The 25,475-nt window shown below is 49.4% G+C and carries 18 protein-coding genes and 1 pseudogene; 13 read left to right on the plus strand and 6 right to left on the minus strand.

The genetic code is table 11. From position 1 onward, the window contains the following. The first annotated feature begins 195 nt into the window (after positions 1 to 195). Together MRBLPE1_RS29435 and MRBLPE1_RS29440 are read left to right on the plus strand one after the other, a co-directional pair. Entirely contained in the window at positions 196 to 1,503 is a 1,308-nt protein-coding gene (locus MRBLPE1_RS29435) for a GHKL domain-containing protein (RefSeq protein WP_364152968.1), read from the plus strand. A 21-nt stretch (positions 1,504 to 1,524) separates the two neighbouring features. Further along, on the plus strand, positions 1,525 to 1,842 hold the full coding sequence (locus MRBLPE1_RS29440; protein WP_364152971.1) for a hypothetical protein: 318 nt from the start codon (positions 1,525 to 1,527) through the stop codon (positions 1,840 to 1,842). 114 nt (positions 1,843 to 1,956) lie between these two features. Here the strand turns inward: MRBLPE1_RS29440 and ptsP are convergent, their stop codons facing one another. The 6 genes and pseudogenes from ptsP to MRBLPE1_RS29470 all read right to left on the minus strand — a co-directional run. Then, the gene (gene ptsP / locus MRBLPE1_RS29445) at positions 1,957 to 3,687 is read right to left on the minus strand and encodes a phosphoenolpyruvate--protein phosphotransferase (protein ID WP_364152973.1); all 1,731 of its coding nucleotides are present in this window, start codon (positions 3,685 to 3,687) and stop codon (positions 1,957 to 1,959) included. 3 nt (positions 3,688 to 3,690) lie between these two features. Beyond that, on the minus strand, positions 3,691 to 3,966 hold the full coding sequence (locus MRBLPE1_RS29450) for an HPr family phosphocarrier protein (RefSeq protein ID WP_364152976.1): 276 nt from the start codon (positions 3,964 to 3,966) through the stop codon (positions 3,691 to 3,693). A 28-nt stretch (positions 3,967 to 3,994) separates the two neighbouring features. Beyond that, complete coding sequence (gene nagE / locus MRBLPE1_RS29455; protein WP_364152978.1) at positions 3,995 to 5,446, minus strand: N-acetylglucosamine-specific PTS transporter subunit IIBC; 1,452 nt, start codon at positions 5,444 to 5,446, stop codon at positions 3,995 to 3,997. A 33-nt stretch (positions 5,447 to 5,479) separates the two neighbouring features. Continuing rightward, a complete protein-coding gene (locus tag MRBLPE1_RS29460; protein ID WP_364153618.1) occupies positions 5,480 to 5,980 on the minus strand; it encodes a PTS sugar transporter subunit IIA in 501 nt (166 codons plus the stop codon). A gap of 12 nt (positions 5,981 to 5,992) precedes the next feature. Next, positions 5,993 to 6,553 carry a CAT RNA binding domain-containing protein gene (locus MRBLPE1_RS29465; RefSeq protein WP_364152981.1) on the minus strand — a complete coding sequence of 187 codons (561 nt, stop codon included), beginning with the start codon at positions 6,551 to 6,553 and terminating at the stop codon, positions 5,993 to 5,995. Between the two features lie 262 nt (positions 6,554 to 6,815). Next, positions 6,816 to 8,363: pseudogene (locus MRBLPE1_RS29470) on the minus strand (catalase); the annotation flags it as partial. A 242-nt stretch (positions 8,364 to 8,605) separates the two neighbouring features. On the opposite strand from MRBLPE1_RS29470, the gene MRBLPE1_RS29475 reads away from it, so the two are divergent. The 11 genes from MRBLPE1_RS29475 to MRBLPE1_RS29525 all read left to right on the plus strand — a co-directional run bounded on the left by MRBLPE1_RS29475 (position 8,606) and on the right by MRBLPE1_RS29525 (position 24,519). Then, positions 8,606 to 9,280 carry a tetratricopeptide repeat protein gene (locus tag MRBLPE1_RS29475; protein WP_364152984.1) on the plus strand — a complete coding sequence of 225 codons (675 nt, stop codon included), beginning with the start codon at positions 8,606 to 8,608 and terminating at the stop codon, positions 9,278 to 9,280. Between the two features lie 90 nt (positions 9,281 to 9,370). Continuing rightward, positions 9,371 to 11,125 (plus strand): sensor histidine kinase, encoded by a 1,755-nt coding sequence (locus tag MRBLPE1_RS29480; RefSeq protein WP_364152987.1) that lies wholly within the window; start codon positions 9,371 to 9,373, stop codon positions 11,123 to 11,125. Between the two features lie 169 nt (positions 11,126 to 11,294). Beyond that, a complete protein-coding gene (locus MRBLPE1_RS29485) occupies positions 11,295 to 12,911 on the plus strand; it encodes an SWIM zinc finger family protein (RefSeq protein WP_364152991.1) in 1,617 nt (538 codons plus the stop codon). Next, a complete protein-coding gene (locus MRBLPE1_RS29490) occupies positions 12,908 to 15,811 on the plus strand; it encodes a DEAD/DEAH box helicase (RefSeq protein WP_364152994.1) in 2,904 nt (967 codons plus the stop codon). Before MRBLPE1_RS29485 ends, MRBLPE1_RS29490 begins: the two co-directional genes overlap by 4 nt. A gap of 9 nt (positions 15,812 to 15,820) precedes the next feature. Then, a complete protein-coding gene (locus tag MRBLPE1_RS29495; protein WP_364152997.1) occupies positions 15,821 to 16,012 on the plus strand; it encodes a hypothetical protein in 192 nt (63 codons plus the stop codon). Between the two features lie 194 nt (positions 16,013 to 16,206). Further along, positions 16,207 to 17,577 carry an extracellular solute-binding protein gene (locus MRBLPE1_RS29500; protein WP_364153000.1) on the plus strand — a complete coding sequence of 457 codons (1,371 nt, stop codon included), beginning with the start codon at positions 16,207 to 16,209 and terminating at the stop codon, positions 17,575 to 17,577. A gap of 94 nt (positions 17,578 to 17,671) precedes the next feature. Then, complete coding sequence (locus MRBLPE1_RS29505) at positions 17,672 to 18,553, plus strand: carbohydrate ABC transporter permease (protein WP_364153003.1); 882 nt, start codon at positions 17,672 to 17,674, stop codon at positions 18,551 to 18,553. Next, positions 18,553 to 19,398, plus strand: a complete 846-nt coding sequence (locus MRBLPE1_RS29510; RefSeq protein WP_364153006.1) for a carbohydrate ABC transporter permease — start codon at positions 18,553 to 18,555, stop codon at positions 19,396 to 19,398. The genes MRBLPE1_RS29505 and MRBLPE1_RS29510 overlap by 1 nt, the downstream gene beginning before the upstream one ends. Positions 19,399 to 19,419: 21 nt before the next feature. Next, positions 19,420 to 21,231 (plus strand): cache domain-containing sensor histidine kinase, encoded by a 1,812-nt coding sequence (locus tag MRBLPE1_RS29515; RefSeq protein WP_364153008.1) that lies wholly within the window; start codon positions 19,420 to 19,422, stop codon positions 21,229 to 21,231. Next, the gene (locus MRBLPE1_RS29520; protein ID WP_364153011.1) at positions 21,231 to 22,871 is read left to right on the plus strand and encodes a response regulator transcription factor; all 1,641 of its coding nucleotides are present in this window, start codon (positions 21,231 to 21,233) and stop codon (positions 22,869 to 22,871) included. The genes MRBLPE1_RS29515 and MRBLPE1_RS29520 overlap by 1 nt, the downstream gene beginning before the upstream one ends. Before the next feature lie 31 nt (positions 22,872 to 22,902). Beyond that, positions 22,903 to 24,519, plus strand: a complete 1,617-nt coding sequence (locus tag MRBLPE1_RS29525; RefSeq protein WP_364153013.1) for a glycoside hydrolase family 3 protein — start codon at positions 22,903 to 22,905, stop codon at positions 24,517 to 24,519. The last annotated feature ends 956 nt before the right edge of the window (positions 24,520 to 25,475 follow it).

Consider the following 25,475-nt stretch of genomic DNA (forward strand, 5'->3'; position numbering starts at 1 on the left):
AGCAAAAGCAGACATGCAGAAAAATTATAGAAAAAGGTTTGCTTATTAAGCTTGTTAAATAACAAATCTGATGTAGTATTATATTCAGACCGCATATCGCTATGCTGTCTGATTTTTTTGTTTATTATATCATGTTTAAAAGAATTCATCCGATACGAATTTTTAACGACAAGAGGAAAAGAGACTATTTCAAAGATGAAAATACGTTTATCGACTAAAAAAAGAATGATTTATTTTATCATCATATCCATAGCGGTATTAAGCGTGCTGACAGGAATCAAATTGTATTTTTCATACCATTCCACGAGCAAGTCGGCGGAGATTACGTTAGCGAAGCAATATACGGAAATAGCCGAAGATATCGCTGAAGGGCTGGATAAAGAGACGTATAAGCAGTTTCTCCTAACCAAAGAGGATGATGGTCACCGAAAGAAGCTGAAGCTTTACTTGGAGGAATATCATAAACGAATAAATGCCCTCTATGTGTATATTTTGCTTCTCGATGATACGGATGTGTCCAAAGTGATGGTTTCCGCGTTGCCGCCGGACTTTAAGGATGTGCCAATCGGTTTTCCTTGTACGGTCCCTGCTGCCCAGGTACGTCTGGCCAAGCAGGGTTCTACATACAATACGGATATCATCCATGATGAGCTGACAGGGTCGTATTTATCTATAGGCGTTCCGTTTTTTGACGATAACGGTGAGGTTCTGGGCGTTTTAGGGATAGATATTTCTACCAAGGAATTGGAGAGCATCAGCAAACAGGTGATCCGGAACAATTTGTTTATTTTTGGAATGGACATCTTGTTTGCTTTCGTTTTGGTAGCCGTCGTCTTTTTCTTGAACAAATGGTATAAGGCTCGTCTCGACCGGGACTTGCAGGAATCGGAGAAGATGTATATATCCGAGCTGGGGAAAGTGGTAGACACGATCAAATCAAGCCGGCATGATTTGATGAACCATTTTCAGGTGCTAAATGGATTAATGGACATTGGAAAGTACGAACAAGCGCATGTGTATTTGAAGCAGCTGACCGAGGAATCCAAAACGCTGCATTTATCCTTAAGCGTAAAAAATCCAATGCTGCTGGTGCTTTTCAAGAGTAAATGGGAGCTCGCGCATTCCAAAAATATTAGGATCAGCTACGATACGGATTTTCATTCGTTTGACCGCTTGGCATCGATGGATTTGGTTAAGCTTTTCTCGAATCTGCTCGATAACGCGATTGAGGCGGCAGAAATCTATGAAGGCGAGCATCCGCGCGACATTTATGTGAGCTGTAAAGCGCTGAAAGGCAGCTACCATTTTGTCGTTGAAAATCCGGCAGTCCTATCTGAACTCGAGCTTCGCAGCTTCCTTCAATCCGGCTTCACGACCAAGGACGATGGTCAAGGGATACACGGGAACGGACTTTCGATCGTGAATAGAACCGTCGAGAAGTATAAGGGGAAAATGGATTACCTTTACGAGGATGGCAAGCTGCGGATGCAGATTGTGATCTGACTGCGTCTTAGCTTGATTGAAATGCCGCTAAGGAAGGAGACGGTTGCTATCCGGAAGAAGAGGTACATTTTTATCGTTATCGCGCTGTTTCTGATTGTCACGAAGTCCTCGACGCCCAGCACAAAGGATTATCATGATTACCTAAGAAACGAACATGGCTTGTCGGATCAAATGATTTCGTCGGAGCATATCCGTCATATACCGATCTACATGACGGCGGAAACCTATATTGATGGCGATCAAAACAATAAAATACGTGTTCTGGGTATGTTTAATCATTTTTTTGTATTGGAAAATAAATTGAAACTGCCCGTGGAAGCAGATGCAGACGGACAATAGACAGATCCGCAATAAAAACCGGCCGCCGGCCGCATTTCGGCGTAATATTACAGCAAAGCTGCTTCAGCATACCTACAAAAAAGGCCCGGATCTGGATCCGGGCCTTTATGCATGTTAGCCTATGGCAGGCACATGCGCTTCAATATACGCGCGAACTTCTTCCGCGGTGCTTAGCTCGAGTACGGCCTGAGCGACCTGTTTCATGTCTTGCTGCGACAGCTTGGCCAGCAGGGCACGCGCAGGGAGAACAGCGCTCGCGCTCATGCTGAATTCATCGAGGCCTAGACCGAGCAGGATAGGCAGGGCATGCTTTTGTCCTGCCATTTCACCGCACATGCCTGCCCATTTGCCGTTGGCATGGGCAGCTGTGATCACACGCTCGATAAGCTGCAGGACAGCAGGGTGGAGCGGGTCATTCAAGTAACCGAGCTTCGGATTCATGCGGTCGGCTGCAAGCGTGTACTGCACTAAATCATTTGTTCCGATGCTGAAGAAATCAACTTCCCGCGCGAATTTATCGGCAAGCAGCGCGGCTGCGGGAATTTCAATCATAATGCCGGTTTCAATACCGGGATTATAAGCTATCCCTGCCGCGCTGAACTCTTGCTTCGTTTCCTCGAGCAATGCCTTAGCTTGCCGCCACTCGCCGAGCGTCGCGATCATTGGGAACATGATTTTCAAATTGCCGAAGGCGCTGGCCCGCAGGATCGCCCGGAGCTGCGTCTTGAACATTTCCGGCCGGTCCAAGCAAATACGGATCGCACGGAAGCCGAGGAAGGGATTGTCTTCTTTCGGGAGTTTAAGATAAGGAATCTCTTTATCCCCGCCAATATCTATCGTCCTTATGACGATGGGGGCATCGCTGCCGAATGCTTCGGCCGCTTTGCAGTAAGCCTCGAATTGCACGTCCTCTGAAGGAAGCTGATCCGCATCCATATAAAGAAATTCGGTGCGAAATAATCCGATCCCCTCCGCTCCGGCAGAAGCAGCGAGCTCCGCATCCTTTACGAGTCCGATATTTGCAACCAGCTCGACTTGAACGCCGTCGCTGCTCGCGGAGGGCTGATTTAAATAGCTTTGATGCCGTTTCTTTATTTCGAGCTGGTCCTGCTGCAATTGCGAATACCGTGCAAGCGTCGCTTCATCCGGCTGGATATAAATTTTCCCATCCGTGCCGTCGATAATGACGGATTGACCGTTCTTCACGGTATTTTCCATTGCGCTGCCGACGCCGACGATCGCGGGAATGCCTATGGACCGGGCGATAATGGCGGAATGGGAGGTGCTTCCGCCGGCCTGCGTCGCAAAGCCAATCACCTTTGCCGGATCCAGCTGCGCGGTGTCCGATGGCGTCAAGTCCTCTGCGAACAGGATGATTGGGCCTGAAGCATCGTTTAAATCCTCGTCTGTAATGCCCAACAGTTTATTTAGGACGCGCCGGCTCACATCGCGGATGTCGGCAGCGCGCTCCTTGAGATAAGGATCATCGAGTCCGCCGATCATCTCCGCGATTTCCTCGGATACGCTGTGGAATGCGAACTCGATATTTATTTTCTCCGTTCGAACGAGCTCTTTGGAACGATCGATGAGCTCCTCATCCTCCAGCAGCATAAGATGCGCTTCAAAAATCTCAGCCTCATGCTCTTTTTTTTGCTCCAGCAGCTGGGCATGAATCGCCTCAAGCTCGGCGCGGGTTGCGGCTACCGCAGCTTCAAAGCGGGTGATTTCGGTATCCAACCGATCGTTCTCAAGCGGCATCTTCGAAATTTGAGCAGTCTTCGCTGCCAATACTTTTGCCACGCCGACCGCATAGCCGGGCGAAGCGGCAATTCCTTGAAGCAGCATCATTTATTGCCCCTTTTCCGCATGCTGTTCTACCGAAACAAGAATGGCGCCGATAGCTGCAACCACTTCTTCGGCTTGTTCGCCTTCAGCGTTAACGGTAATGCTGTCACCTTGCTTCGCTCCTGCTGAAATAACATGCACGAGGCTTTTGGCATTAAAGCTTTTGCCTTCTTTCTCCAGCATAACGGTTCCGGAGAAAGCTTTCGCAGCTTCCACGATTTTTCGGGCAGGTCTTGCGTGTATGCCGAATGGATTTTGTATGACAAAGCTGTTTTGCATCGGATTTCCACTCCTATTTTCTGTATGTTTACAGTATTTTTTTGATTTCGTCTTTTAGCTGCTCGGATTGCGTTCCGAATATGACCTGTACGGCGCCTTTGCCCAGACGGATAATGCCTGCAGCACCCAAACCCTTGAGTTTTGTGTCATTGACGATGGTTTCATCCTTGACGACTAAACGAAGCCGTGTGATACATGCGTCCAAGCCTACGATATTCGATGAACCGCCGAGTGCCTGCAGGACGTTTTCTGCTTTGTTGCCGGCTTTCGCATCCGATTTAACCGTGTCTTTGCTTTCGTCCTCCGCAAGATCGTCCTCGCGTCCAGGCGTCTTGATGTTGAATTTCAAGATCATAAAGCGGAACAGGAAATAGTACACGACAGCAAACGCAAGCCCGACAGGCAGGATAAGCAGCGGATTCGTAGCGAGCTGATAGTTGACCGCGTAATCAATAAAGCCTGCCGAGAATCCGAAGCCGTGCTTAACGTCCAGCTGGTAAAGGATCAAGCCGGATAAGCCGGTTAACAATGCGTGAATGACAAACAAAAACGGAGCAGCGAACATAAAAGCAAATTCAAGCGGCTCGGTGATACCGGTTAGGAAGGAAGCGAAAGCGGTTCCGATAAATATGGAGGCAACCATCTTTCGTTTTTCCTTGCGGGCCGTTCGGATAATCGCGAGCGCCCCGGCTGGCAGCGCAAACATCATAATCGGGAAAAATCCGGTCATGAACATGCCAGCTGTTTTGTCGCCGGCGAAGAAACGAGTCAAATCGCCATGGACGACCTTGCCCGCTGCATCTGTGTAATCGCCGATCTGGAACCATGCGATGGAATTGATCACATGATGCAGGCCGGTAGGGATGAGCAGTCGGTTCGCTGTAAGGAAAACGAAGGAGCCGATGCCGCCAAAGCCGACGACCCAGCGCCCGAATGTATCCAAAGCAGCCTGGACAGGTCCCCACACTAGGCCAAGCAGGAGCGCGACAATGACCATAATCAGCGAGGTGATAATCGGCACGAAGCGTTTGCCGCTGAAGAAGCCCAGCCAATCCGGCAGTTTAATGTTATGGAATCGTTTATATAAGTAAGCGGAAATAAGTCCCGCGATAATACCGCCGAGCACACCCATGTTAAGAACGACATCCTTGCCGACAATGCCGGTAAAGACCAAGGGAACTTTAAGCTGAACGGTAATAAGCACTTGGTATGCGATAACCGCAGCAAGCGCGGCGACCGCATCTCCTGCAAGGCCGATGGCTACGCCGACCGCAAAGATGAGCGGTAAATGATCGAAGATTGCGGAGCCCCCGGCGGCAAGAAACGGCGCGATGTATTGGTTAATGAATTCGCCTGCGCCGCCCATATGGAAATCCTTCACATAATCGATATTGCCAAAACGAAGCAGGATGGAAGCCGCGGGAAGAGCGGCAACCGGAAGCATTAATGCTTTACCTATTTTTTGCAGGAAGGCCAGCATAATTAATCGTCCTCTTTTCTTATCAAAATGGGTTTAGCCGTTCATCTCCGCTTTAAGTATGATTTCATTTCCGGCTGTTACCTCTCCGCCGGCAACGATATGCTCAAGCAGCTTCACATCATCCTCGTTTGCTACAACAATAGGCGTGATCGTCGGATAGCCGGCGGCAATGATTTTGGCGCTGTCGAACGTAATAAGCGTATCGCCTGCTTTAAAGCTGTCGCCAGAGCTGACATGGGGAATGAAGCCGTCACCGCTTAACGCTACCGTGTTAATGCCGATGTGAATAAGCAGCTGCAACCCCGATGCATGCTCTACGATAATGGCGTGGTTGGTATGAATGAGATGGGAAACGGTTCCGTCAAAGGGAGCAGCTACTTTGCCTTCTGTCGGTTCGATTGCGAGCCCGTCGCCCATATGCTTGCCGGCAAAAGCCTCGTCCGGCACAGCGCTTAAAGGAACAACGTTTCCTGATAGCGGAGCGGTAATATCGATCGTTTTTTGTTTTGATTTTCCGAAAAGTTTGGATAGCATCATGATGTCCTCCTATTGTTGGTCTGATTGTTTAATTAACTGCCCCACGGGTACATTGTGAATGCCGGAGTAGACATGGAATGCAAGAAATCCGATTTCATCCTCCGGGATCTCCACTTGGAAATGGGCCTTGAGCCTTTCAGCCAATTGAGCGGCAATGCCATACTCCAATGGAAAGTTTTTTTTCGTCTCTGCGAGAAAGGGATTTACAATATCCATGCCATTACGGAGCCGGTAAACAGCAAATTGGATGTGGCTCGGCAAAGCAAAATAAAATTTCGGAGTGACTTCGGCGCCCGTTGTTTGCTTAATGTAATCGGCAATCCGTTCCGTCATTTCAATGATGGCAGGATCGATCTCTTCCAAATACGAATGGTATTGCTTCATCTGCCCGGTATCGTCTAACCGAAAACGTTTTTCGATACGGGTGTCCGTGCTTTCAATCGTTTGGCCAGCCTTAAGCGCGAACCCTAGTCCTTTGCCCAAAATGACGTATTCTCTCCCGGTTTGCGGCTCAACCGTCAATAAAACATTGTTGCCGATGGCGCGTTCTACCCGAAATGCGCGAGCCATGCTTGAAATCCCTCCTTTGACATTAAGATGCCCATTTGGCAAAAAAAGAGCCAAGAAGAGACTGCCGTTCTAATGTAAATTAGAAGGTAATCTTTTCTTGGCTCATGCCTCAAAAAAATGAGTAACACGCCAATAGTATATGATTGATCGTTGGCATCATTTAAATGATTTATTAAATCACCCGAATGAATATTAACATCATATAAATTTAAAGCGCTTTCGTCAAGAGGATATTCGCTTGAAAAATTACACACAACGAATTTTAATATCCGTCGGTTGAATGGCCTAGCTCGCTGGAAATCTCCATGCCTTCATTGGCCGGATTCGTACCTACGTGGTCCGGATCCTTCATTCGTTGATCGGCTTGGGCCAAGCCATCCGCTACCCTTTTACCGTAATCGCTGTCTGCTTCCGTAAAATGCCGCATCATTTGCTCGCGAATGATGGTGCTGCAGGTACTAAGCGCCCCGACTAAATTTTCGATGAGCTCGTCGCGCTCCCATTGCTCGAATTTCCGGTAGGTTTCGCCGGCTTGTTTAAAGTCATTTTTACGGTCAATCGGTTCCTTAACCAGCTTGGCATTATAGGACGGCTCATGCGGTTCGCCCGAACGCGCGGCTTCCTTTAATCCGCCTATTGTGGAAGGTTCGTAATTGATATGCGGATTTTGTCCGGGTGCAATATCGATATAGAAAGCCATTTGGCCGTCGCGCTGATTGGTGGCAACTCTCTTTTTTGGCGCATTGATCGGCAATTGAAGATAATTCGTACCCACGCGGTGACGCTGCGTATCGGAGTACGAGAAGGTGCGGCCTTGCAGCATCTTATCGTCGGAGAAATCAAGCCCATCGACTAATACCCCGGTGCCGAACGCGGCTTGCTCCACCTCGGCGAAGTAGTTTTCCGGGTTTTTATTCAAAATCATTTTGCCCACAGGCAGCATAGGGAACAGCTCCGGGTCCCACAGCTTGGTATCATCCAGCGGGTCGAAATCGAGTTCGTCATGCCGATCATCGCTCATCCACTGCACCTGAAGCTCCCAAGCCGGATAATCTCCGCGTTCGATTGCCTCGTACAAATCCTGCGTGGCATGGTTGAAGTTTTTTCCTTGGATCTGCTCCGCTTCTTGCTGCTTCAGGTTTTTTATGCCCTGCAGAGGCTCCCAATGGTATTTGACGAGTATTCCTTTGCCTTCGGAATTGACCCATTTATAGGTATTGACGCCGGAGCCTTGCATCTGCCTGTAATTTGCGGGAATTCCCCAGGGCGAGAACAGGAACGTAATCATATGGGTAGCCTCCGGCGATTGGGAAACAAAATCAAAGAAGCGCTCCATGCTCTGTACATTCGTAACCGGATCTGGCTTGAACGCATGCACCATATCAGGGAATTTCATCGCATCGCGGATGAAAAAGATTTTTAAATTATTGCCTACCAAATCCCAATTGCCGTCCTCGGTGTAAAATTTAGTGGCAAAGCCGCGCGGATCGCGCAGCGTCTCTGGAGAATGGCCGCCGTGGATAACGCTGGAGAAGCGAACGAATACGGGTGTGCGTTTACCGGGCTCCTGAAAGAGCTTGGCTCTGGTATACTTCGCAATCGGCTCATCACCCAGCTTGCCGTAGGCTTCGAAGTAGCCGTGGGCGCCTGCCCCGCGGCCGTGAACAACGCGCTCAGGGACCCGTTCACGGTCAAAATGCGAGATTTTCTCGATAAAATGATAATTCTCCAGCGTCGAAGGTCCGCGGTTGCCGATTGTCCGGATGTTCTGATTGTCCGAGATGGGATGTCCTTGCCGGTCCGTGAGTGTCTGATTATCCGTTTCATGAGATGACATGCTGCTGAAGCCTCCAAATTTTATGTAATTTTTATTTCCAGCGCGTAGTTTGTCTCGGTTTGCTTATTAGTATACCTGTAATAGATATAGTAATGTATTGCTAGTTTTGATCATTAATCCGTAGAATTATGGTATAATAGAACCATATTTGTACAATAAATCGCATATCTATTTACAAATAGTATCGTTTTGCATTAATCGTTCAGGAGGATAAGATGTTAAAATTTAGTCTTTTCGTATTTTTGTTTTGGTTGATCGGCAACCCGTTTGTCGCCATTCTTGTGATGCTTATCCTGCTGTATTTACTGGACCGCCGATTTGTCGGGTTGACGCCGAGTGTCTTTAAACCCCTTAAAAGAATGTCGAGAATTAAAAAACTGAGGCAGCAAATAAATTTTTCACCTAACGATGTATCGTCCAAGCATGAACTGGCGCGTCTGTTAATCGAGCGCAAAAAATACAGCGAAGCCCTTCACTGGCTTGTGCCTTTGCAGCCTGTGTTTGAGGATTCGGCGGAGTATTGGGACGACTTGGGTATCTGCTATTTGAACGGCGGAGATGAGGAAAAGGGCGTGGCAAGCACGCTGCACGCATTAGAGCTAAATCCCCGCGTGAAATACGGAGCGCCTTATTTGCGCCTTGCGGCGCATTTCGCAAATGGCCGTACAGACCAAGCGCTTGCGTATCTGCAAGCCTTCCAAGAAATTAACTCATCCTCCTGCGAAGCGTTTGACCAACAAGCCTCTATTTATAAGCAGCTGGGCAATGCGCAAGAAGCGCGTCGCTCAACGGAAGAAGGACTTCGTATTTACAGTATGCTTCCGCGTTATAAGAAACGCCAAGAGCGCAAATGGGCCGTAAGGTTATTGTTTAAGAAGCTGCTCAAATAGTTGGATTTGTTATCATTTGTTAGTGTTTTCTGTATTGTCGTTTAGGGTCGGATGTTACATAATGAAAGCTATAATAGACAGAAGGGCAAGATGCATGAGATGCAACGCAACATTTGGCTGGCGGCCATTGGTATTATCGTCGTTTTGGTTTTATTGAATAATACGGCTTATTATTTCCTCACGAAAAAAACACTGGAGGATTCCTTTGATGAAGAGCTTCTAAATGCCGCCAACCGGCTGCAGATTTCATTGGAGCAATCCCGCGAAGGATCCGAGCAGTTCCAAAATCAAATCGGACGGGAGCTGCGAGCCGCCTCTATTGCCATTCAATATGCATTAGATCCCGACGTCGAGAAGGTAACGTCAGAGCAATTAATAGAGCTTCGGGATAAGCTCGGGCTCAGCCATATTACCCTGCTCAAGAAACTTCCCGACGACATCATATTGTACAAATCATCCAATCCGAGTCAGGTTAACAAGAGCACGAAAACCTGGAAGCCTTGGTACGAGGTGTTCAACCAGTTGTTTGACATAAAAAATGCTTCGGTGGAATGGCTTGGCCAATCGCTGCCTAACTTCTGGAGCGGGCCTTTCGAGGTATCCTCCACGAATGTGGATCAAATTAACAAATGGGGCTATTACTACGACGGCGCGACAAATTATATGATCGATCCCTACGTGAATTACGAGCGCCAGGAACAATATGAGATTGCGACGGGCGTTCACCGCATGATCGAAAATTCAGTGCAAACCAGCGATTCTCTTAAAGAAATTGCCTTCATTAACCCGGAGACGTTCCCGGACGGGAAAGAGACGATAAACCCGGAGGGAAATGTTCAAGGACATAAAGTGCAAGAGCCTATCTTCTACGGCTCCTATACGATCAAGTCGGCTAAGGATACGGAGCTGGTGCGCGAAGCTTATTTTTCGAAGAAAACCGTCACGCACCGCGAAAATATTAACGGCCAAGAAATTTACAAAATGTATATCCCGACCTTCGTCAACGAAAATGGCATCAACATCACGGACCGTGACGGCCAGCCAATGAACAGCTACGTGCTGATGCTGACCTCCGACTACCATGTGATTCAAGAAAAGCTGGATTCGCAGTTTTTGAATTTAGGGATTATTATTATTATCGTCACGGGTTTCAGCTTGCTTATTGCGGTCGTCGCCATGCGCTACTACAGACAATCGCGCGACAAGGTCGTACGCGTAACGCAAGAAACCTATGTAGACGAAATCAATCAAATGTTCCAGTCGATTCGGGCGCAAAGGCATGACTTCTTGAACCATGTGCAGACCATCCATTCCTTGGCGGAGCTGAACAAATCGCAGGAGCTCGTAGCCTATACAAAGGAATTGACCGGCGATATCCGTCTGATGAACGATATTATCAATATCGGCAATCCGGCAATCGCCGCATTGGTACGCTCGAAGATCTCGCAGGCCGAAATCCACAAGATTCAATTCAGTTGTTCCTTTACCGGATTGAACATGCAGGAGATGGGCATCCGGACGCTCGACGTCAATCGCATGCTCGGAAATTTAATCGACAATGCTTTTGATGAAGTTATGAAGTATGCGGAGGATCGGCGTCATGTGACGTTAGTGGGCAAGCAGACAAGCGATTCTTTGGAATTCACAGTGACGAACACTTGCGAAAATGCGGCTGAAGCCGTAGCGATGCCGATATTCGAGGCGGGCTACTCCACCAAGCAGCAGGATCATCAAGGGTTAGGGCTTTCGATCGTAAAATCGATTGCCAAACAGTACAAAGGCGATGTCTATGTCACGGCGGAGCCTGCCGGTAAATTAACCTTTATCGTTAAAATGCCATTATAAAAGCTTTTATGCCTTACCGGATGAACTCTTTCATTCGGTAAGGCTTTTTTATTGCGAGCCTTATTCATCCATTCAAAGGATATTGAGCTTTTGCCTCCAAATGATGGCACCAGCCGTATCCGCTTGGTATAATAGTAAGAATGCAACTGAACGGAAAGGAAGCGGGTGAATGTCTGTAATGCACCTCAATGAAAAGCTGCACGCGCTGATTGAACAACAGCTTAACGTCCATGTCGAGACGACGATCATGAAACGGGGCTGGCAATACTATATGGAAGGCAAAGTAAACAGCGCCAACGAAGGCAGCCAGGATCATCTTTATGGCGTTGTGCAGGGATCGGATCTGTACGCCGTTATCCTTGATGCAGGTAATTTGCGGTACAGCTCATGTACCTGTCCCTATACAGGATTTTGCAAGCATATGGCGGCGGTTTATTTTCAATATTGCAGCCAGCAGGAAGGCGGGCACACCCTGGCGGAACGTTCTTATTTTCGCCTGCTCGGACTTTCGTCCGCGAGTGCGCTGCTTAAGAATAAGCCGGCTGAGCCGGTTATGCCCCAAGCAGCGCCAATACCGTCTCCACCCCGCGATCCCGGCGAATCGGCATCTGCGCTAGAGTGGCTGGAATGGATGGAAGCGACGCATGGCGAAGTTTGGCAGAAATGCCGGCATTCACTCCACGCGCTCCAACCCTTGTTATCCTCATTAAAGGGATTATCCAAAGATTGGGAGAAGCCGATGCAGCGTTTGCATTGGTCTACGGCCATTATCTTTGTTCTTGAGCAAGCGGAGCGGGCGATCAATACGGTTGATTCGTTCAGCCGCTATTATCACGAAATGTCGTTCCTCCGAATGGCTGAGCCATGGGTTGAGCATTTATATACACTCGTTTCAGAACTTGCTCCTGCTGCGATGGAGCCAAAGGAAGAAGCTTGGGCGGACGCTCTAATAACACGCGTAAAGCAATGGGCCTCCGGCACCGAGCGTCAGCTCTTTGATTGGGAATACATGTACTTGGCTTTTTGCGAGAAGCTTGCTGAAAACCGGGGTTGGTTTGAAGGGGAGCTGGCTGCAATGGTCCGGCAGGCGAATACCGAGGAACCGGAAAGCGTCAACCTGGCTTTTTTGCACACCGCAATCGGCATTATGTACTTTTTGGATCAGCAGGATAAGCAGGCTATCGAGCATTTTTCCATGGCGACCTTTGAGCGCGCGCAAAAGGTAATGTATCCTTGCGCGGCACAACGAATGGAAGAAGGGAAATGGGAGCTTGTCGAGCAGTGGATGAGCTTTTTGTTTGAGCGGGTAAATAAAGTAAAGAACGGCCGATCGGTCGGACCGTTCGTGACGTTATGCCGCAGAGCGGATCTTGATCGCCCTGAAATACCGACATGGACGGATTACATGACGCAATTGCTGCCCCATTCCTATTCAGAATTATCAGATCATTGGCTCGATCAGAAGCGTTACGATGAATGGGCAGATTTGCAAATGCTTGTAGGCGCGCGTCCTGAAGATGTCGGCGCCCATGCGCTGCGCGAAATTGCAAAGCTCGCTCCGCGTGCTTTAATGCCGATGTACCATCAGTCGGTCGAAGCGTCGATTCAGACCCGTAACCGCCAAGGTTACCGCGTGGCTGTCAAGCAGTTGAAGAAGCTGGAGAGATTATATAAAGCAGATAAGGATCCGGGCAGATGGGATCAATATATAGACGCACTCGTGCGTAAGCATCAGCGTCTTAGAGCGTTTCAGGAAGAGCTGTGGAAAGGGAAAATCGTTACATGAGAACATACATTGGCGCGCGCAAGTTGATGATAGACGGGTTTTGGAACGAAGACGAAAGCGGAACCTCTGTTTTATTAAGCGCCGTTGATCGGAAGGATGCGGCGGAGGGAAAGCTGCGCCCTTTATTGTTTGCTTGGCACAAAGCATCCTGGTACGGGGCGGATGTCGAAGAAATCAGCGTTGGCGAACGAAAGCTGCTGAAGATCCCGCCGCTTCTCGCCATCGATTATTTATCCTCGCCGCAGCCCGTGCGTTTGCTGCAAGTAGAGTGGACGGATCGGGTTTCTCTCATCATGCAGATGGCTGAGCAAGTCAGAACGGCGCTTCTTAAGGGCTGGTTTGAGCCTGATTGGGATCGTTGGAGCGACGACCAGCGCAGCTGGCGCATGGCTATCCCGGAGCAGGAGCTGGATTATAGACTGCAATGGGAGAGAAACGTTGCCGCAGCGCATCGAAATGGCGATAAGGGCATCGAATATTGGATTAGCGGTGCCGTTGAACAAATGATCATCGAAAACGAACAGGCTGCGGGGGCATGGAGAGCTATTGGTACGGCCTCCGGCGAGGCTGTGCTGAGAAGAAAGTCGGCCGATGAGGAAGACTGGTTTATTGCCATTGGGCTTCGTAAGGATTTGCTTCCGTTCCGTATCGCACTTCAGCTGGTTGAGCCAGTAGAATCATCCGTTTGGCGTCTGCGGCCCGCGCTGCAGGACCGCGACGGAGGCCCGTGGCTCCCGATTCGTCCTGCCATCCGGGAAGATGGCTGGGAATCAGACTCCGAAGATGAACGGGCGATTCCGGAGGAGTGGCTGCCGCTGCTTAGCGGTAAGCTTGCAAAGGGACAGCTGAAATGGACAACGGCCTTGCCGGAGCTAAAAGATCCTTCGGATGAAAGCAAGCTTCGCGATAAGTTGTCCGACAACGAAGCCTGGAGCTTTTTGGAGCATGCCAGCGTTAAGCTGCTGGAGGCTGGATGTCCGGTGCTGCTCCCTGGCTGGTGGGAGACGGTTCGTACGCGCAAGCTGCGTTTGAAGGCGAAAATGAAGTCGTCGGTAGGGTCGGCGGCGCAGCCGATGTTCGGACTGGACCAAATCGTTCAATTCGATTGGAAGCTTGCCCTTGGCGATGTTAATTTATCGGAGGCCGAATTTCTTCATCTTGCCGAGCAGAACCGCCGTCTCTTCCATATTGGCGGCGAATGGGTCCATTTGGACCCGCAGGATGTCACGCAAATCAAACAATGGCTGAAACGGATGGGCAAACGCAAAGGACTTTCCTTCCGGGACGTGCTGGAGATGCATTTAAGAGGAGGCATTCCGCTGGATGACAGCGGCGAGCTGGACTCGGAACTGGAAGCAGAGGTCGAGCTGAACGAGCATTTAACGTCATGGCTCACGCAGCTTCAGCAAATCTCGCAAATTCCGCCTGCCGAAATTCCGCCTTCGTTTCTGGGCGAGCTGCGCCCATATCAGCATGAAGGCGTATCATGGCTTTTGTTTCTGAGAAAATTCGGGCTTGGCGGCGTGCTCGCCGACGATATGGGACTAGGTAAAACCATTCAATTTATGGCTTACCTTGCCTATATCAAGGAATATAAGCAGCAGAAAAACGGCCCTTCGCTGCTGATTTGCCCCACCTCCGTAATCGGGAACTGGGAGAAAGAGCTTGAACGGTTTGCACCGTCCTTGCGCGTGATGCTGCATTACGGGAACAAGCGGGACAAAGGAGAGTCATTCCGTGATTCGGTGGCGGACGCGGATTTGGTGATTACGTCTTATTCGCTCGCCCAGCTGGACGAGGAGGATTTATGCTTGGTCGATTGGGATGCGCTCTGCCTTGACGAAGCGCAAAACATCAAGAACGTCTATACGAAGCAATCGACGGCCATAAGGCGCCTGCCGGCAGAGCATCGCATTGCGCTAACGGGAACGCCGATGGAGAATAGGCTGACGGAGCTGTGGTCGATCTATGATTTTATAAATCCAGGGTACTTAGGCAATATTAGCGATTTCCGGAAGGAAGTCGTTGCGCCGATCGAGAAAACCCGCGACGAGAAAATGATCGCGGGCCTGCAGCGCTGGGTGAAGCCGTTTATGCTGCGCAGAATCAAAAAGGATCCTTCGATCCAGCTATCGCTGCCGGATAAGAATGAGACCAAAACCTATATGACATTAACCGCGGAACAGGGCGCGATGTATGAGAATTTTGTAGCCGACCTTCTGGAAAATCTCGATAAGCTGGGACCGATGCAGCGAAGGGGACTTATTCTTGCCGCGTTAACGAAGCTAAAGCAGTTATGCGACCATCCGTCTTTGCTCGGCAATGAGGATAAAACGGCTTTATGGGAAATCGAACGGTCAAACAAAGTAGCCCGGCTGTTGGAAATGTGCGAGGAAATCGCCGCGGAAGGCGAACGCTGCCTCATCTTTACGCAGTATATCGACATGGGGCATCAGCTCAAGCAATTGCTTGAGGAAAAGCTTGGTTTGCCTGTCCCTTATTTGCATGGAGGCGTTCCGAAGGCGAAGCGGGATCAAATGATCGAACAGTTCCAGAATGCCGAGGAGCCGTGCTGCGCGTTCGTGCTTTCGCTTAAGGCCGGCGGAACCGGGCTTAACCTGACGGCAGCGAACCATGTGTTTCATTTCGACCGTTGGTGGAACCCGGCCGTGGAAAATCAAGCGACCGACCGGGCGTTCCGAATCGGGCAGACGAAGCAGGTTCAGGTGCATAAGTTTATCACGCTCGGCACGCTTGAGGAGAAGATCGACGAGATGATCGAACGGAAGCAGTCGCTGAATGACCAAGTAGTCGGCCAGTCGGAGCAATGGATTACCGAAATGTCTACCGATGATCTTAGAGAGCTTTTTGCACTGCGAAAAGGCTGGTTAAAGGGATGAGGGATATAAATGTCAGATGGCAGCCTGCGGGCGAAGCAGGAGAAATTACAGCTTGAAAGCAAGAAAATGATTCATGCAGAGCTAGCTTCGCATTCAGAAGAGGGAAGTCTGGGTGAAAACCGCAAGAAAGAGGGGGCTAACCCGGAGTGGCAGCGGTTTTATGAGGTTATCAAGGAAATAACGCAGGATATGCGTTACTAATACGAGATGTAAATAAACATAGCCTGTCGGGGATTATAACCCTGGCGGGCTATAAAATTTTATCCCTCTTTTCAAAAATAAGCGAATTGTATCCCTAACTCATCGTTTTTTGGACCTCCTTACATAGCAAAGGACCCGACTATAATAAAGGTGCGAGGCAAACAAGCAACACCATAAACGAGGAGGTCTTCCCAATGAAAAAGAGAGCTACACTTCTTGGCACCCTATTAGTATCGATCATGCTGGTCGTATCTGCATGCGGCTCTAACGGCAACGCGGAGACGAACAAAAACGCCGGCACGAACAACAGCACCAATACTCCCGCCGAAGCAACGGAACCGCCTGCTGAAGCGAAGGATGTAACCTTGTCGCTGCGCCATACCCAAATTAAAGAAACGAGCAAAACCCGTTTGAAAATTCTTGAAGATGTCGTTGCAAAAACACAAGAAGAAAACAAAGGCTTAACCTTCAAGCTTGAAGGCATCGACGAGATCGTTAACCGCGACCAGAAGCTGAAGGCTGAAATGGCTGCCGGCAATCCTCCCGATATTTTTGAAGTATTCGGCGGCGCGGATCTCAATCTTTACGTAAAAGCAAACCGCATGCTGGACTTGACTCCTATCATCGAAGAACTTGGCATTAAAGACAAGTTCGCCAGCTTGGATGAGTTCACGATCGACGGTAAAGTATACGGCCTTCCTTTCGGCGGCTATAGCGAAGCGATTTTCTACAACAAGAAAATCTTCTCCGAGCTGGGCTTGGAAATTCCTACGACATGGGCGCAGCTGCTTGACGTCTCCGAAAAAATTAAAGCAGCGGGCTACACGCCGTTCGGTTTGGCAGCCAAAGACGGCTGGGTTAACGGTATGTTGTGGAACACGGTGATGGAACGCAACGTAGGGATCGATGCCTTCAGCAAAGTCGTATCCGGGGAAGCGAAATGGACGGACGAAAACTTCGTAAAAGGTTTTGCTTCCTATGCTGAGCTTGTGAACAAGGATTATTTTACAAAAGGCGCGCTAGGCCTTGCTTATGCCGACCAAGGCGCACAATTGCTCTCGGGTAAAGCCGCAATGGTATTTACCGGAACCTGGGATGCCAACCGCTTCTCCGGCGACGAAGCTGGCGAACTGAAAGGCCAAATCGGTTACTTCGCATTCCCGTCCATCGACGGCGGGGCAGGCGACCAAACTTCAATCAATGCTTCGTACTCGAACGGCTTTGGTTTCTCAGCAAACCTGAACGAAGATCAAGTAGCGGCAGCCAAGAAATTCATCGCTAATTTCTACACGGAAGAAGTTCAAAAACGTACGTTGGTTGAAGACAAATTGCTGCCTTCCATGAAGCTTAGCGACCTATCCGGCGTTGATCCGCTCACGACTGAAATTTTGACGGTCATGGCGAATGCATCAACCTCTTGGAAAGCATACGACGCCATCGTTCAACCGGCGGTTGGCGCGGATGTAAACGTTGGAATCCAAGAGCTTATCGGTAAAGTAAGCACACCGGAAAAAGTAGCGGAAAAAATTCAAGCGTCGCAGGACAAAGCTAACGCAGCTAAGTAATCGCGAGACATGACAATCGATCCTGATGGGCGAGAGGGTGTTCTTCCTTCCAGGAGGACACCCTCTTCTTATGCCGGGATAAAAGGAGGACATTATGAACAGAGCTCTCAAAAATCCGATTACTTACGTGGCGTTCATTATTCCGACGCTTGCTTTATACGCTTTATTTTTCGTATACCCGGTCATCGTTTCCTTTTTTTACGGCTTCTTTCGTTGGGACGGCATTACCGAAAAGGTATTTATCGGTTTCGATAACTTTACGAGACTTTGGCAGGATGAGGTTTTTCGAAAAGCACTCATGAACAATTTTTACTTTATGGCGTTTTCCTTAATCGTGAACATTCCGCTCGTCTTCTTGATTTCGATTATCATCAGCAAAGTAAGACGGATGCGTGACTTTTACAAATCGGCCGTATTCGTACCGGTTGTTATATCGACAGCGACGGTAGCGATTTTGTTCGGGGTGCTGTACAACTATGACTCGGGCATGATCAACCAGTTTATCCGCCTCGTTGCGCCGGAGGACTGGGCGCGCGAATGGTTGTCCGATCCAAAGCTAGCCATGCTGTCGATTCTGATAGCAAACGCCTGGCAAAATATCGGCTTCTTCATTGTCCTATGTTTGGCAGCGATACTAAACATTCCGAAAGAGATTGTCGAAGCCTCCAAGCTGGACGGCGTAAACGGCTGGCAGGAAACATGGTCCATTACGCTGCCGCTCGTTAGGCCGATCCTGTTCGTTATGCTGCTTCTCACGGTTTCGGGAACGATGAAGGTGCTTGATATCGTGCAAATTATGACCAACGGCGGTCCGTTTCAATCCACGGAGGTTATGTCGACCTATATGCTTAAGGTAGGCTTCCGTTCGCTGGAGCTTGGTTACGGCAGCGCGATCGGAGTCGCGATGTTCATTATTATTTTAGTGCTAACCGGTATTTTGCAACGCATCACGAAAAGCGAAGAGGTGCAGTACTGATGGAACGTGCCCGTAATTCCCAATGGTGGATGCATACTTTTTTATTTGGTTATGTCATCGTATTGCTTTTCCCGCTGCTGTGGCTGTTCATGTCCTCCTTTAAAACGAACCGTGAAATTACGGTCAATACTTGGGCGCTGCCGAAAAGCTTCAATTTCGATAACTATGCTGCCGCATGGCAGACGGCGAATATCGGAAAATACGCTTGGAATAGTACGTTTGTTACGGTTATCGCCTGTGTTCTGACGCTGCTGTTCGCAGCCATGACCTCGTTCGCAATCGCGCGTATGAAATACAAGAAAACGAATAAAGCGATCTATCAATTTATTCTACTCGGATTAATCGTTCCGCCGGGCGCTTTATTTATTCCGTTGTATCGGCTGGTGCAGGGGATTAAAGTATTCGGACATCCGTTGTACGATACGCATTGGTCCTTAATTTTGGTATACTGCACATATGCGCTGCCTATAACCGTTTTCATTATTTATGCCTTTATGCTCTCGATACCGAATGAGCTGGAGGAAGCGGGCATTGTGGATGGGCTGGGCGCCACTGGACTTTTCTTCAAGGTCATTATTCCGATCTCTTTGCCGGCGCTTGTTACTGTGTTTATTTTGAATTTCATTTCCAATTGGAACGAATATATTTTATCCCAGCTATTTATCACGTCTGAATCCCTCAAAACGCTGCCTACGGGGATGGCGACCTTTAATGACGGCTACCGCACGAACTTTGCCTCGCTTTCGGCAGCTGTCATCATAAGCATTATTCCGGTTCTTGCCGTGTATGTATTTTTGCAGCGCCAAATCATTGAAGGCATGACGGCTGGAAGCGTGAAAGGGTAAAAAGAAGAAGGAGCCTGCTGGATGAACCTGAGACCGAAATTGATGCTTGCTTTTATATTCCTGATCGTCATTCCGATGATTGGACTCGGCATGTTCTCTTTCCTTCATTCAGAGACGCTGCTCGAGAAAAAATATAGCGAGCAAACGGAAATTTCCCTCAGGGCGGTAGGCGGGAATATCCGATATTTCTTCCGAGAGCTGGATCAGCTCTCCGACGGCAACCTGACGAGCTCAGAGGTCCAGGATACGCTTAAGTACAGCACGTATACGTCAAACGATGCCAGTACGATGATCGCGATCAACCAAGCTGAAAAAGAAATGAAACGGATATTGTTCCAGCATCCCGCCGTTAGCTTCGTTGTGCTGTACGCGAAGGACGGCACCATGTTCCGCTCGTACCGGAACGATCCGACGACGTTCAAGCCGATTTCATTCGATATGCTGAAGGCGCATTCCACCTATAAGGAAGTGCAAAAACTTGGAGGCCGGCCGCTTTGGATCGGTCCGTATGAGCAGCGGGAGCTTACTGGCGTTGAACCGCCGCTGTTCACGCAAATGCGCGTGGTTAAGGATATCGAGACGTTCAATGATCTCGGCGTTATGATTACGCAGTACAAAACCGAAGAGATATCTGACATGCTTAAAGCTTTCCAAAATCCGAAGGCGGATGCGGCTGAAACCAGATATCTGATCGTGAATAAAACGGGTCTCATCATGCTGGACAGCAAAAGCGAGTTTGACGGCCGCAACATTAATGAACAGACCGATTCGCTGCCGCAGCTTACGAATAGTTACAACAGCTCTAGAGTGAAGTTTGAGGGGGTAGACAGCTTAGTCTCCTCCTATCAATTGGACCGCAATGAGTGGATTCTCGTATCGGTAAAGCCATGGAATTCATTAACGAATGAAAATGTAAGGTTTGTGCAGTGGATCGGCATGATTACGGTGCTTGGCTTGCTGTCAGCGGTGCTGTTTAACGTCTTTTTTGTCAATCGCGTGGCCAAATCGATCATTAAGGTTGTTCGCAAAATGAGATTGGTCGAGCAGGGGCTGCTTGATATTCGCGTAACGGCCCATGGCAAGGATGAAACGGTACTGCTTGCCAACAGCTTCAATAGCATGGTTGAGAGAATCGGCAGCCTCCTTAGCGAGGTGAGAAGAGAGCAGGCACGCAAGCAGCATGCGGAAATGATGCTGATGCAGGCTCAAATCAAGCCTCATTTTTTATTTAATACGCTGGAGTCGATTAATGCGCTTGCCGCGCAAAACGAAGGCGCAAAGATCATGCTTATGGTTCGCAGATTAAGCAATCTGCTCCGCACAAGCATGCACCATACCGAAGAAATAAGAATAAACCAAGAAATTGAACATGTGCGAAGCTATTTGGAAATTCAAAAATATCGTTTTGAGGAGCTATTTTCATATGAGCTGAATGTTCCCGCCGAGGCGTTGGATTATACGATAATGAAGCTTACGCTTCAGCCTCTCGTCGAAAACAGCATTCAGCACGGCTTTGACGGCTATGAAGACGGGCAAGGGAAGATCGAAATAGATGTCATAACGGAACCTTATCAAATCGTTATTATGGTTCGTGATAACGGACTGGGCATGAGCGCGAATGTGCTGCATCAGCTAGCTGCGGGCTCTGACTCATCCGGTAAGCTGTCAAATGCTGCGGAGATTGGGGAAAGAAGAGGGCTCGGACTGCGAAATGTTGCAGATCGCCTGCGTATACATTACGGTCCGGCTTTTGGTTTATGGATTTGCAGCCAAGAGGGCAGCGGTACCGTTATTCGTTGTGTAATTCCGAAGAGCAGAGGTGATCAGCCATGATGGGTAAAGTGCTCTTAGTTGACGATGAGGCACATATAACGAGAAATTTAGAGAAGGTTATTCCCTGGGAAATGCTAGGGCTAACCGTCGGCGGCACGGCCAAAAACGGGGTGGAAGCGCTGGAGCTTATGGAGCAGCAGGCCTTTGATTTGTTGCTGTGCGATATTCGAATGCCGGTGATGGACGGCTTGGAGCTGGTGCGTCATATCCGTGATAAAGCAATGCCTTGCGATATCATTATGCTGTCAGGCTATCAGGATTTTGCCTATACGCGAACGGCTATTCAATTCGGGGTCAATGATTATATTCTGAAGCCGATTCCGTACGATGAATTGACCGGAGTCATTGCGAGGGTCATGTCCAGTCAGCGGAGCAAGCAGAAGCAGCTGCAGGAAGAGAAGCAGAAACTGGGCCGCATGATCGATTTGGCAAGCGAGAAAATTTTATATGACATTATTATGGATTATACCGACGTTACGGCAGACCACTTCCTGCTGACCGGAGACGAACAGCAGCTGAAGCAGCAGCAGTTCGTCTTAATCGTGCTTGATCTCGATGTAAGCTCCGAGAAAACGAAGGACTGGCGGGACTGGTCCGATAAAGAACGGAAGCTGTGGAATTTTGCCGTCTGCAATGTGCTGAGAGAGAGGCTGCAGCAAAATGGGCTGCATCACGCGGTCATTCAGATCCGTGACGGTGAATGGTGCGTGCTGATCGAAATGGAAAAAACGGCAGCCTATGATTTAACCAAGATTAAAGAATGGGCAGAGATGCTGCTGGCGGCGATTAAGAGCCATGTTAAGCTGTCTTTGTTTGCAGGGATATATAGGGAGTTTGCTGCGGTTGCTGAATTGTCCCAAGCTTATAAGCTTGTCCAGCAGGGCATGCAGCTGACGCCGGTTCATGACCTTATCGCTGTATATCCGTCGGAGCAGCAAAAATCATCGCAAGCAGATCAGGCTTTTTGGGATACCGCCGAGAAAATGATCGGCGCGGTAAAGCGCGGCGACTCGATCGGCGTAGATAACGAGCTTCAAAGGATAACGCTGCTTTTGCAGCGCATGAATGAGCCTTCGTTAAACCGCGTCAAGCAGCTGCTGCATTTCTTCGTGCTGCATCTAATGCGGGAAATGAAGGAGATGGGCGTTTTCTCGCGCGAGCAGGAGGATATGCTGTGGCGCCGATTGGATCGCCGCTTCGGCATTAAGGACTTGTTATCGTTCATTCGCCAGGTCACGAATGCGGTATCGGAGAAATCGTTGGACAAGAAAAAACAATCGGAGCGCTCGATGACGGAGGCGAAGGCCTTTCTCGACCGAAATCTGTATAGAGATCTTAGTGTGGAGGAGACGGCGACCCATGTCGGTTTGAGCACCTCTTACTTTAGTCTTTTGTTTAAACAAACATTTGGCGAAACGTTTATTGAATATGTAACGCGGCAGCGGATGGAACGCGCGAAGGCAATGCTTGCGGAAACGGCCAAGAGCGTGGCTCAAATCGCCAAGGAAGTCGGTTATGCGGAGCGGCGGTATTTTACAAAAGTATTCATGAAATATACCGGTGAGAATCCGACCGACTACCGGAGCAGGCGACAAGAAGGCTCGCAATCCGCCGAGGATTTGACTGAGCCGAAGCAATAAGGTTTGAACTACGGAAGGGATGGAGAAGGCATTGACAAGTGGGCGTGAGTGGCAAAGCTGGAGTTTGAAGAAAAAAATCGGGCAATTATTCGTATTTGGATTCCATGGTTATGAGCCGACTGAGCAAATCAAGCAGCTTATTGCAGCAAACGGCATTGGCGGAACGATCTATTTCTCGCGCAATGTGAAAAATGCAAAGCAGGTGCATAAGCTGGGCGGAGAGCTTCAAAGCCTCGCAAAGCAAGCAGGCTGTCCGCCTTTATTCGTTGCCATTGACCAAGAAGGCGGCATGGTCGCGAGACTGGTCGACGGCGTAACGCTTATGCCCGGCAATATGGCGCTCGGTGCGGCTGGTGTTGCGGAGGGAGCTCAAGAAACGGCGCGTATTTGCGGTGAAGAGCTTCGGCAATTAGGCATAACGATGAACTATGCGCCTTGTATCGACGTGAATAACAATCCGGACAATCCGGTTATTAATGTCCGCTCCTATAGCGACCGTTCGGATGTGGTTGCAGTGCTTGGCGCAGCCGCCGTTGTGGGTTATCAGTCTGCCGGGATAGCGGCGACCGTCAAACATTTTCCGGGACATGGCGATACGGCGGTCGATTCCCACCATGCCTTACCGGTGCTGCTTCATGGCCGGGAGCGTCTGGAGGCGATTGAGCTGAGGCCGTTCCGGGCGGCCATAGAAGCAGGCACGGATTGTATCATGACCGCGCATGTTTGCTTGCCGGCACTTGATCCTTCCGGCGTGCCATCTACCTTGTCGGAGAAAGTCATAAGCGGCTTGCTGCGCAAGGAGCTGGGCTATGACGGGGTTGTCGTAACGGATTGTTTGGAGATGGATGCCATTGATAAAAACTATGGACCGGAGCAGGGAGCGATCATGGCGATTCGAGCAGGCGCGGACATGGTGCTGATCAGCCATACGTTTGAGAAGCAATGGGCCGCGCTGGAAGCCGTTGCGGACGCGGTTGAGAAGGGTGAGCTTGCCGAGGCGCGCATCAATGAGGCACTTGACCGGATTATGACGCTCAAGGAGAAGCTTGCGCTGGATGAGCCGCAGCTGACTTGGACGGAGGTGGAAGCGGCGATCGGTACCGAAGCGAATAAAGCGGTTGCGAAACGCTGGAGCGAGGCCTCCATAACCTTAGTTAAAAATGAGGGCGGCTTGCTGCCGATCAGCCGCAGCGAAGCCACGCTTGTGCTATGGCCGGAAATTGTCCCGGTATCGGTTGCGGATGAGATGCTTTCTGGCGAAGGTTCCCTGGGCAGCTTCCTTTCGGAGCTTGGCGCTAAGGTGGTTGAGCGTAAGATGAATGCGGTCAATCCGCTTGCTGATCTGAACAGCTTCTCGCAGATCATTGTTGTGACCTACGACGCTTCAAAACATCCTCTCGAGCGCGAAATCGCTTGCGAGGCCGTACGGCTTGCGCCGGATCGCACCATAGCGGTATCGGTGAGAAACCCGTTGGATTTGTTGCTGTACCCAGACGTGAAAGCTTATCTGGCTGTGTATGAATGCAGACCGCTAGCGCTTGCGGCAGTTGCAAAAGCTCTGCTTGGCGACCTCGAGCCGGCGGGCAAGCTGCCTTTAGAAATTTCGGCAGCATATCCTTTTGGCTGGAGTGCGGCGGTTGACGGATAATGATTGCCATTCCTTATAGCTTTGGATGTTTAGACTGCCGAGAAATTCGGCAGTCTTTTTTTTGCGCAGCTGGATGCTGCTGCTGGAGAAACTGCGCTATAGCTCAACGGATGCAGGTTTTTCGCGCCGTACGCTGGAGGAACTGCACTGCAATTCAACGGAAGCAGCTTTTCGCGCCATACGTTGCAGAAACTGCACTGTAGTTCAACGGAAGCAGCTTTTCGCATCATACGCTGCAGAAACTGCATGATAGCTCAATGGATGCAGGCTTTTCGCGCCATACGCTGCAGAAAATGCACTGTAGTTCAACGGAAGCAGCTTTTCGCATCATACGACGCCAAAAATGCACTGTAGTTTAGTTCAACAAATGTACGCTCAACGTTCCATACGCTGCATTATTTGCTGAATAGGTGCGTGATGGTTTGCTGCCGAACGAAGGAGGCTGTTCAGCGGGCGTACTAGGTTGACGTGGAGGCATGCCGATGTCGTACGTTGTACTTTGTGCAACGGAAACCTTACATGGGTTGCAAACGATGGGGTTACGCTGCACTAAATGCAATAGAATCAAAGAATTAACGGGTTAAATGGGAGTCTCCCAGCGATTCTATTGCAGAAACTGCACTGTAGGCAGACACAAGCATGCTTTTGGCATCATACGTTGCAGAAACTGCACTGTAGACCGGCAGAAGCAAGTTTTACGCTTCATCCGTTGCAGTAACTGTACTGCAGCTCAATGAAAGCATGCATTTCGCGCCATATGTTGCAGTAACTGTACTGCAGCTCAATGAAAGCATGCATTTCGCGCCATCCGTTGCAGAAACTGCACTGTAGCTCAACGAAAGCAAGCTCTACGCATCAATCATTGCAGGAACTACACTGTAGGCCAACAGAAGCAAGTTTTACGCTTCATCCGTTGCAGTAACTGTACTGCACCTCAATGAAAGCAAGCATTTCGC

The sequence above is a fragment of the Paenibacillus sp. LPE1-1-1.1 genome (assembly GCF_040676435.1).
In the GTDB taxonomy this organism is placed as follows: Bacteria; Bacillota; Bacilli; order Paenibacillales; family Paenibacillaceae; genus Pristimantibacillus.

Bases quoted from the DNA above. Each gene is read 5' to 3' on its own strand.
- MRBLPE1_RS29440 (WP_364152971.1), top strand. From the start codon at position 1,525: ATGCCGCTAAGGAAGGAGACGGTTGCTATCCGGAAGAAGAGGTACATT.
- MRBLPE1_RS29465 (WP_364152981.1), bottom strand. From the start codon at position 6,553: ATGGCTCGCGCATTTCGGGTAGAACGCGCCATCGGCAACAATGTTTTA.
- MRBLPE1_RS29460 (WP_364153618.1), bottom strand. From the start codon at position 5,980: ATGCTATCCAAACTTTTCGGAAAATCAAAACAAAAAACGATCGATATT.
- MRBLPE1_RS29500 (WP_364153000.1), top strand. From the start codon at position 16,207: ATGAAAAAGAGAGCTACACTTCTTGGCACCCTATTAGTATCGATCATG.
- MRBLPE1_RS29520 (WP_364153011.1), top strand. From the start codon at position 21,231: ATGGGTAAAGTGCTCTTAGTTGACGATGAGGCACATATAACGAGAAAT.
- MRBLPE1_RS29495 (WP_364152997.1), top strand. From the start codon at position 15,821: ATGTCAGATGGCAGCCTGCGGGCGAAGCAGGAGAAATTACAGCTTGAA.
- ptsP (WP_364152973.1), bottom strand. From the start codon at position 3,687: ATGCTGCTTCAAGGAATTGCCGCTTCGCCCGGCTATGCGGTCGGCGTG.
- MRBLPE1_RS29510 (WP_364153006.1), top strand. From the start codon at position 18,553: ATGGAACGTGCCCGTAATTCCCAATGGTGGATGCATACTTTTTTATTT.
- MRBLPE1_RS29450 (WP_364152976.1), bottom strand. From the start codon at position 3,966: ATGCAAAACAGCTTTGTCATACAAAATCCATTCGGCATACACGCAAGA.
- MRBLPE1_RS29490 (WP_364152994.1), top strand. From the start codon at position 12,908: ATGAGAACATACATTGGCGCGCGCAAGTTGATGATAGACGGGTTTTGG.
- MRBLPE1_RS29435 (WP_364152968.1), top strand. From the start codon at position 196: ATGAAAATACGTTTATCGACTAAAAAAAGAATGATTTATTTTATCATC.
- MRBLPE1_RS29480 (WP_364152987.1), top strand. From the start codon at position 9,371: ATGCATGAGATGCAACGCAACATTTGGCTGGCGGCCATTGGTATTATC.
- MRBLPE1_RS29475 (WP_364152984.1), top strand. From the start codon at position 8,606: ATGTTAAAATTTAGTCTTTTCGTATTTTTGTTTTGGTTGATCGGCAAC.
- MRBLPE1_RS29505 (WP_364153003.1), top strand. From the start codon at position 17,672: ATGAACAGAGCTCTCAAAAATCCGATTACTTACGTGGCGTTCATTATT.
- MRBLPE1_RS29485 (WP_364152991.1), top strand. From the start codon at position 11,295: ATGTCTGTAATGCACCTCAATGAAAAGCTGCACGCGCTGATTGAACAA.
- nagE (WP_364152978.1), bottom strand. From the start codon at position 5,446: ATGCTGGCCTTCCTGCAAAAAATAGGTAAAGCATTAATGCTTCCGGTT.
- MRBLPE1_RS29515 (WP_364153008.1), top strand. From the start codon at position 19,420: ATGAACCTGAGACCGAAATTGATGCTTGCTTTTATATTCCTGATCGTC.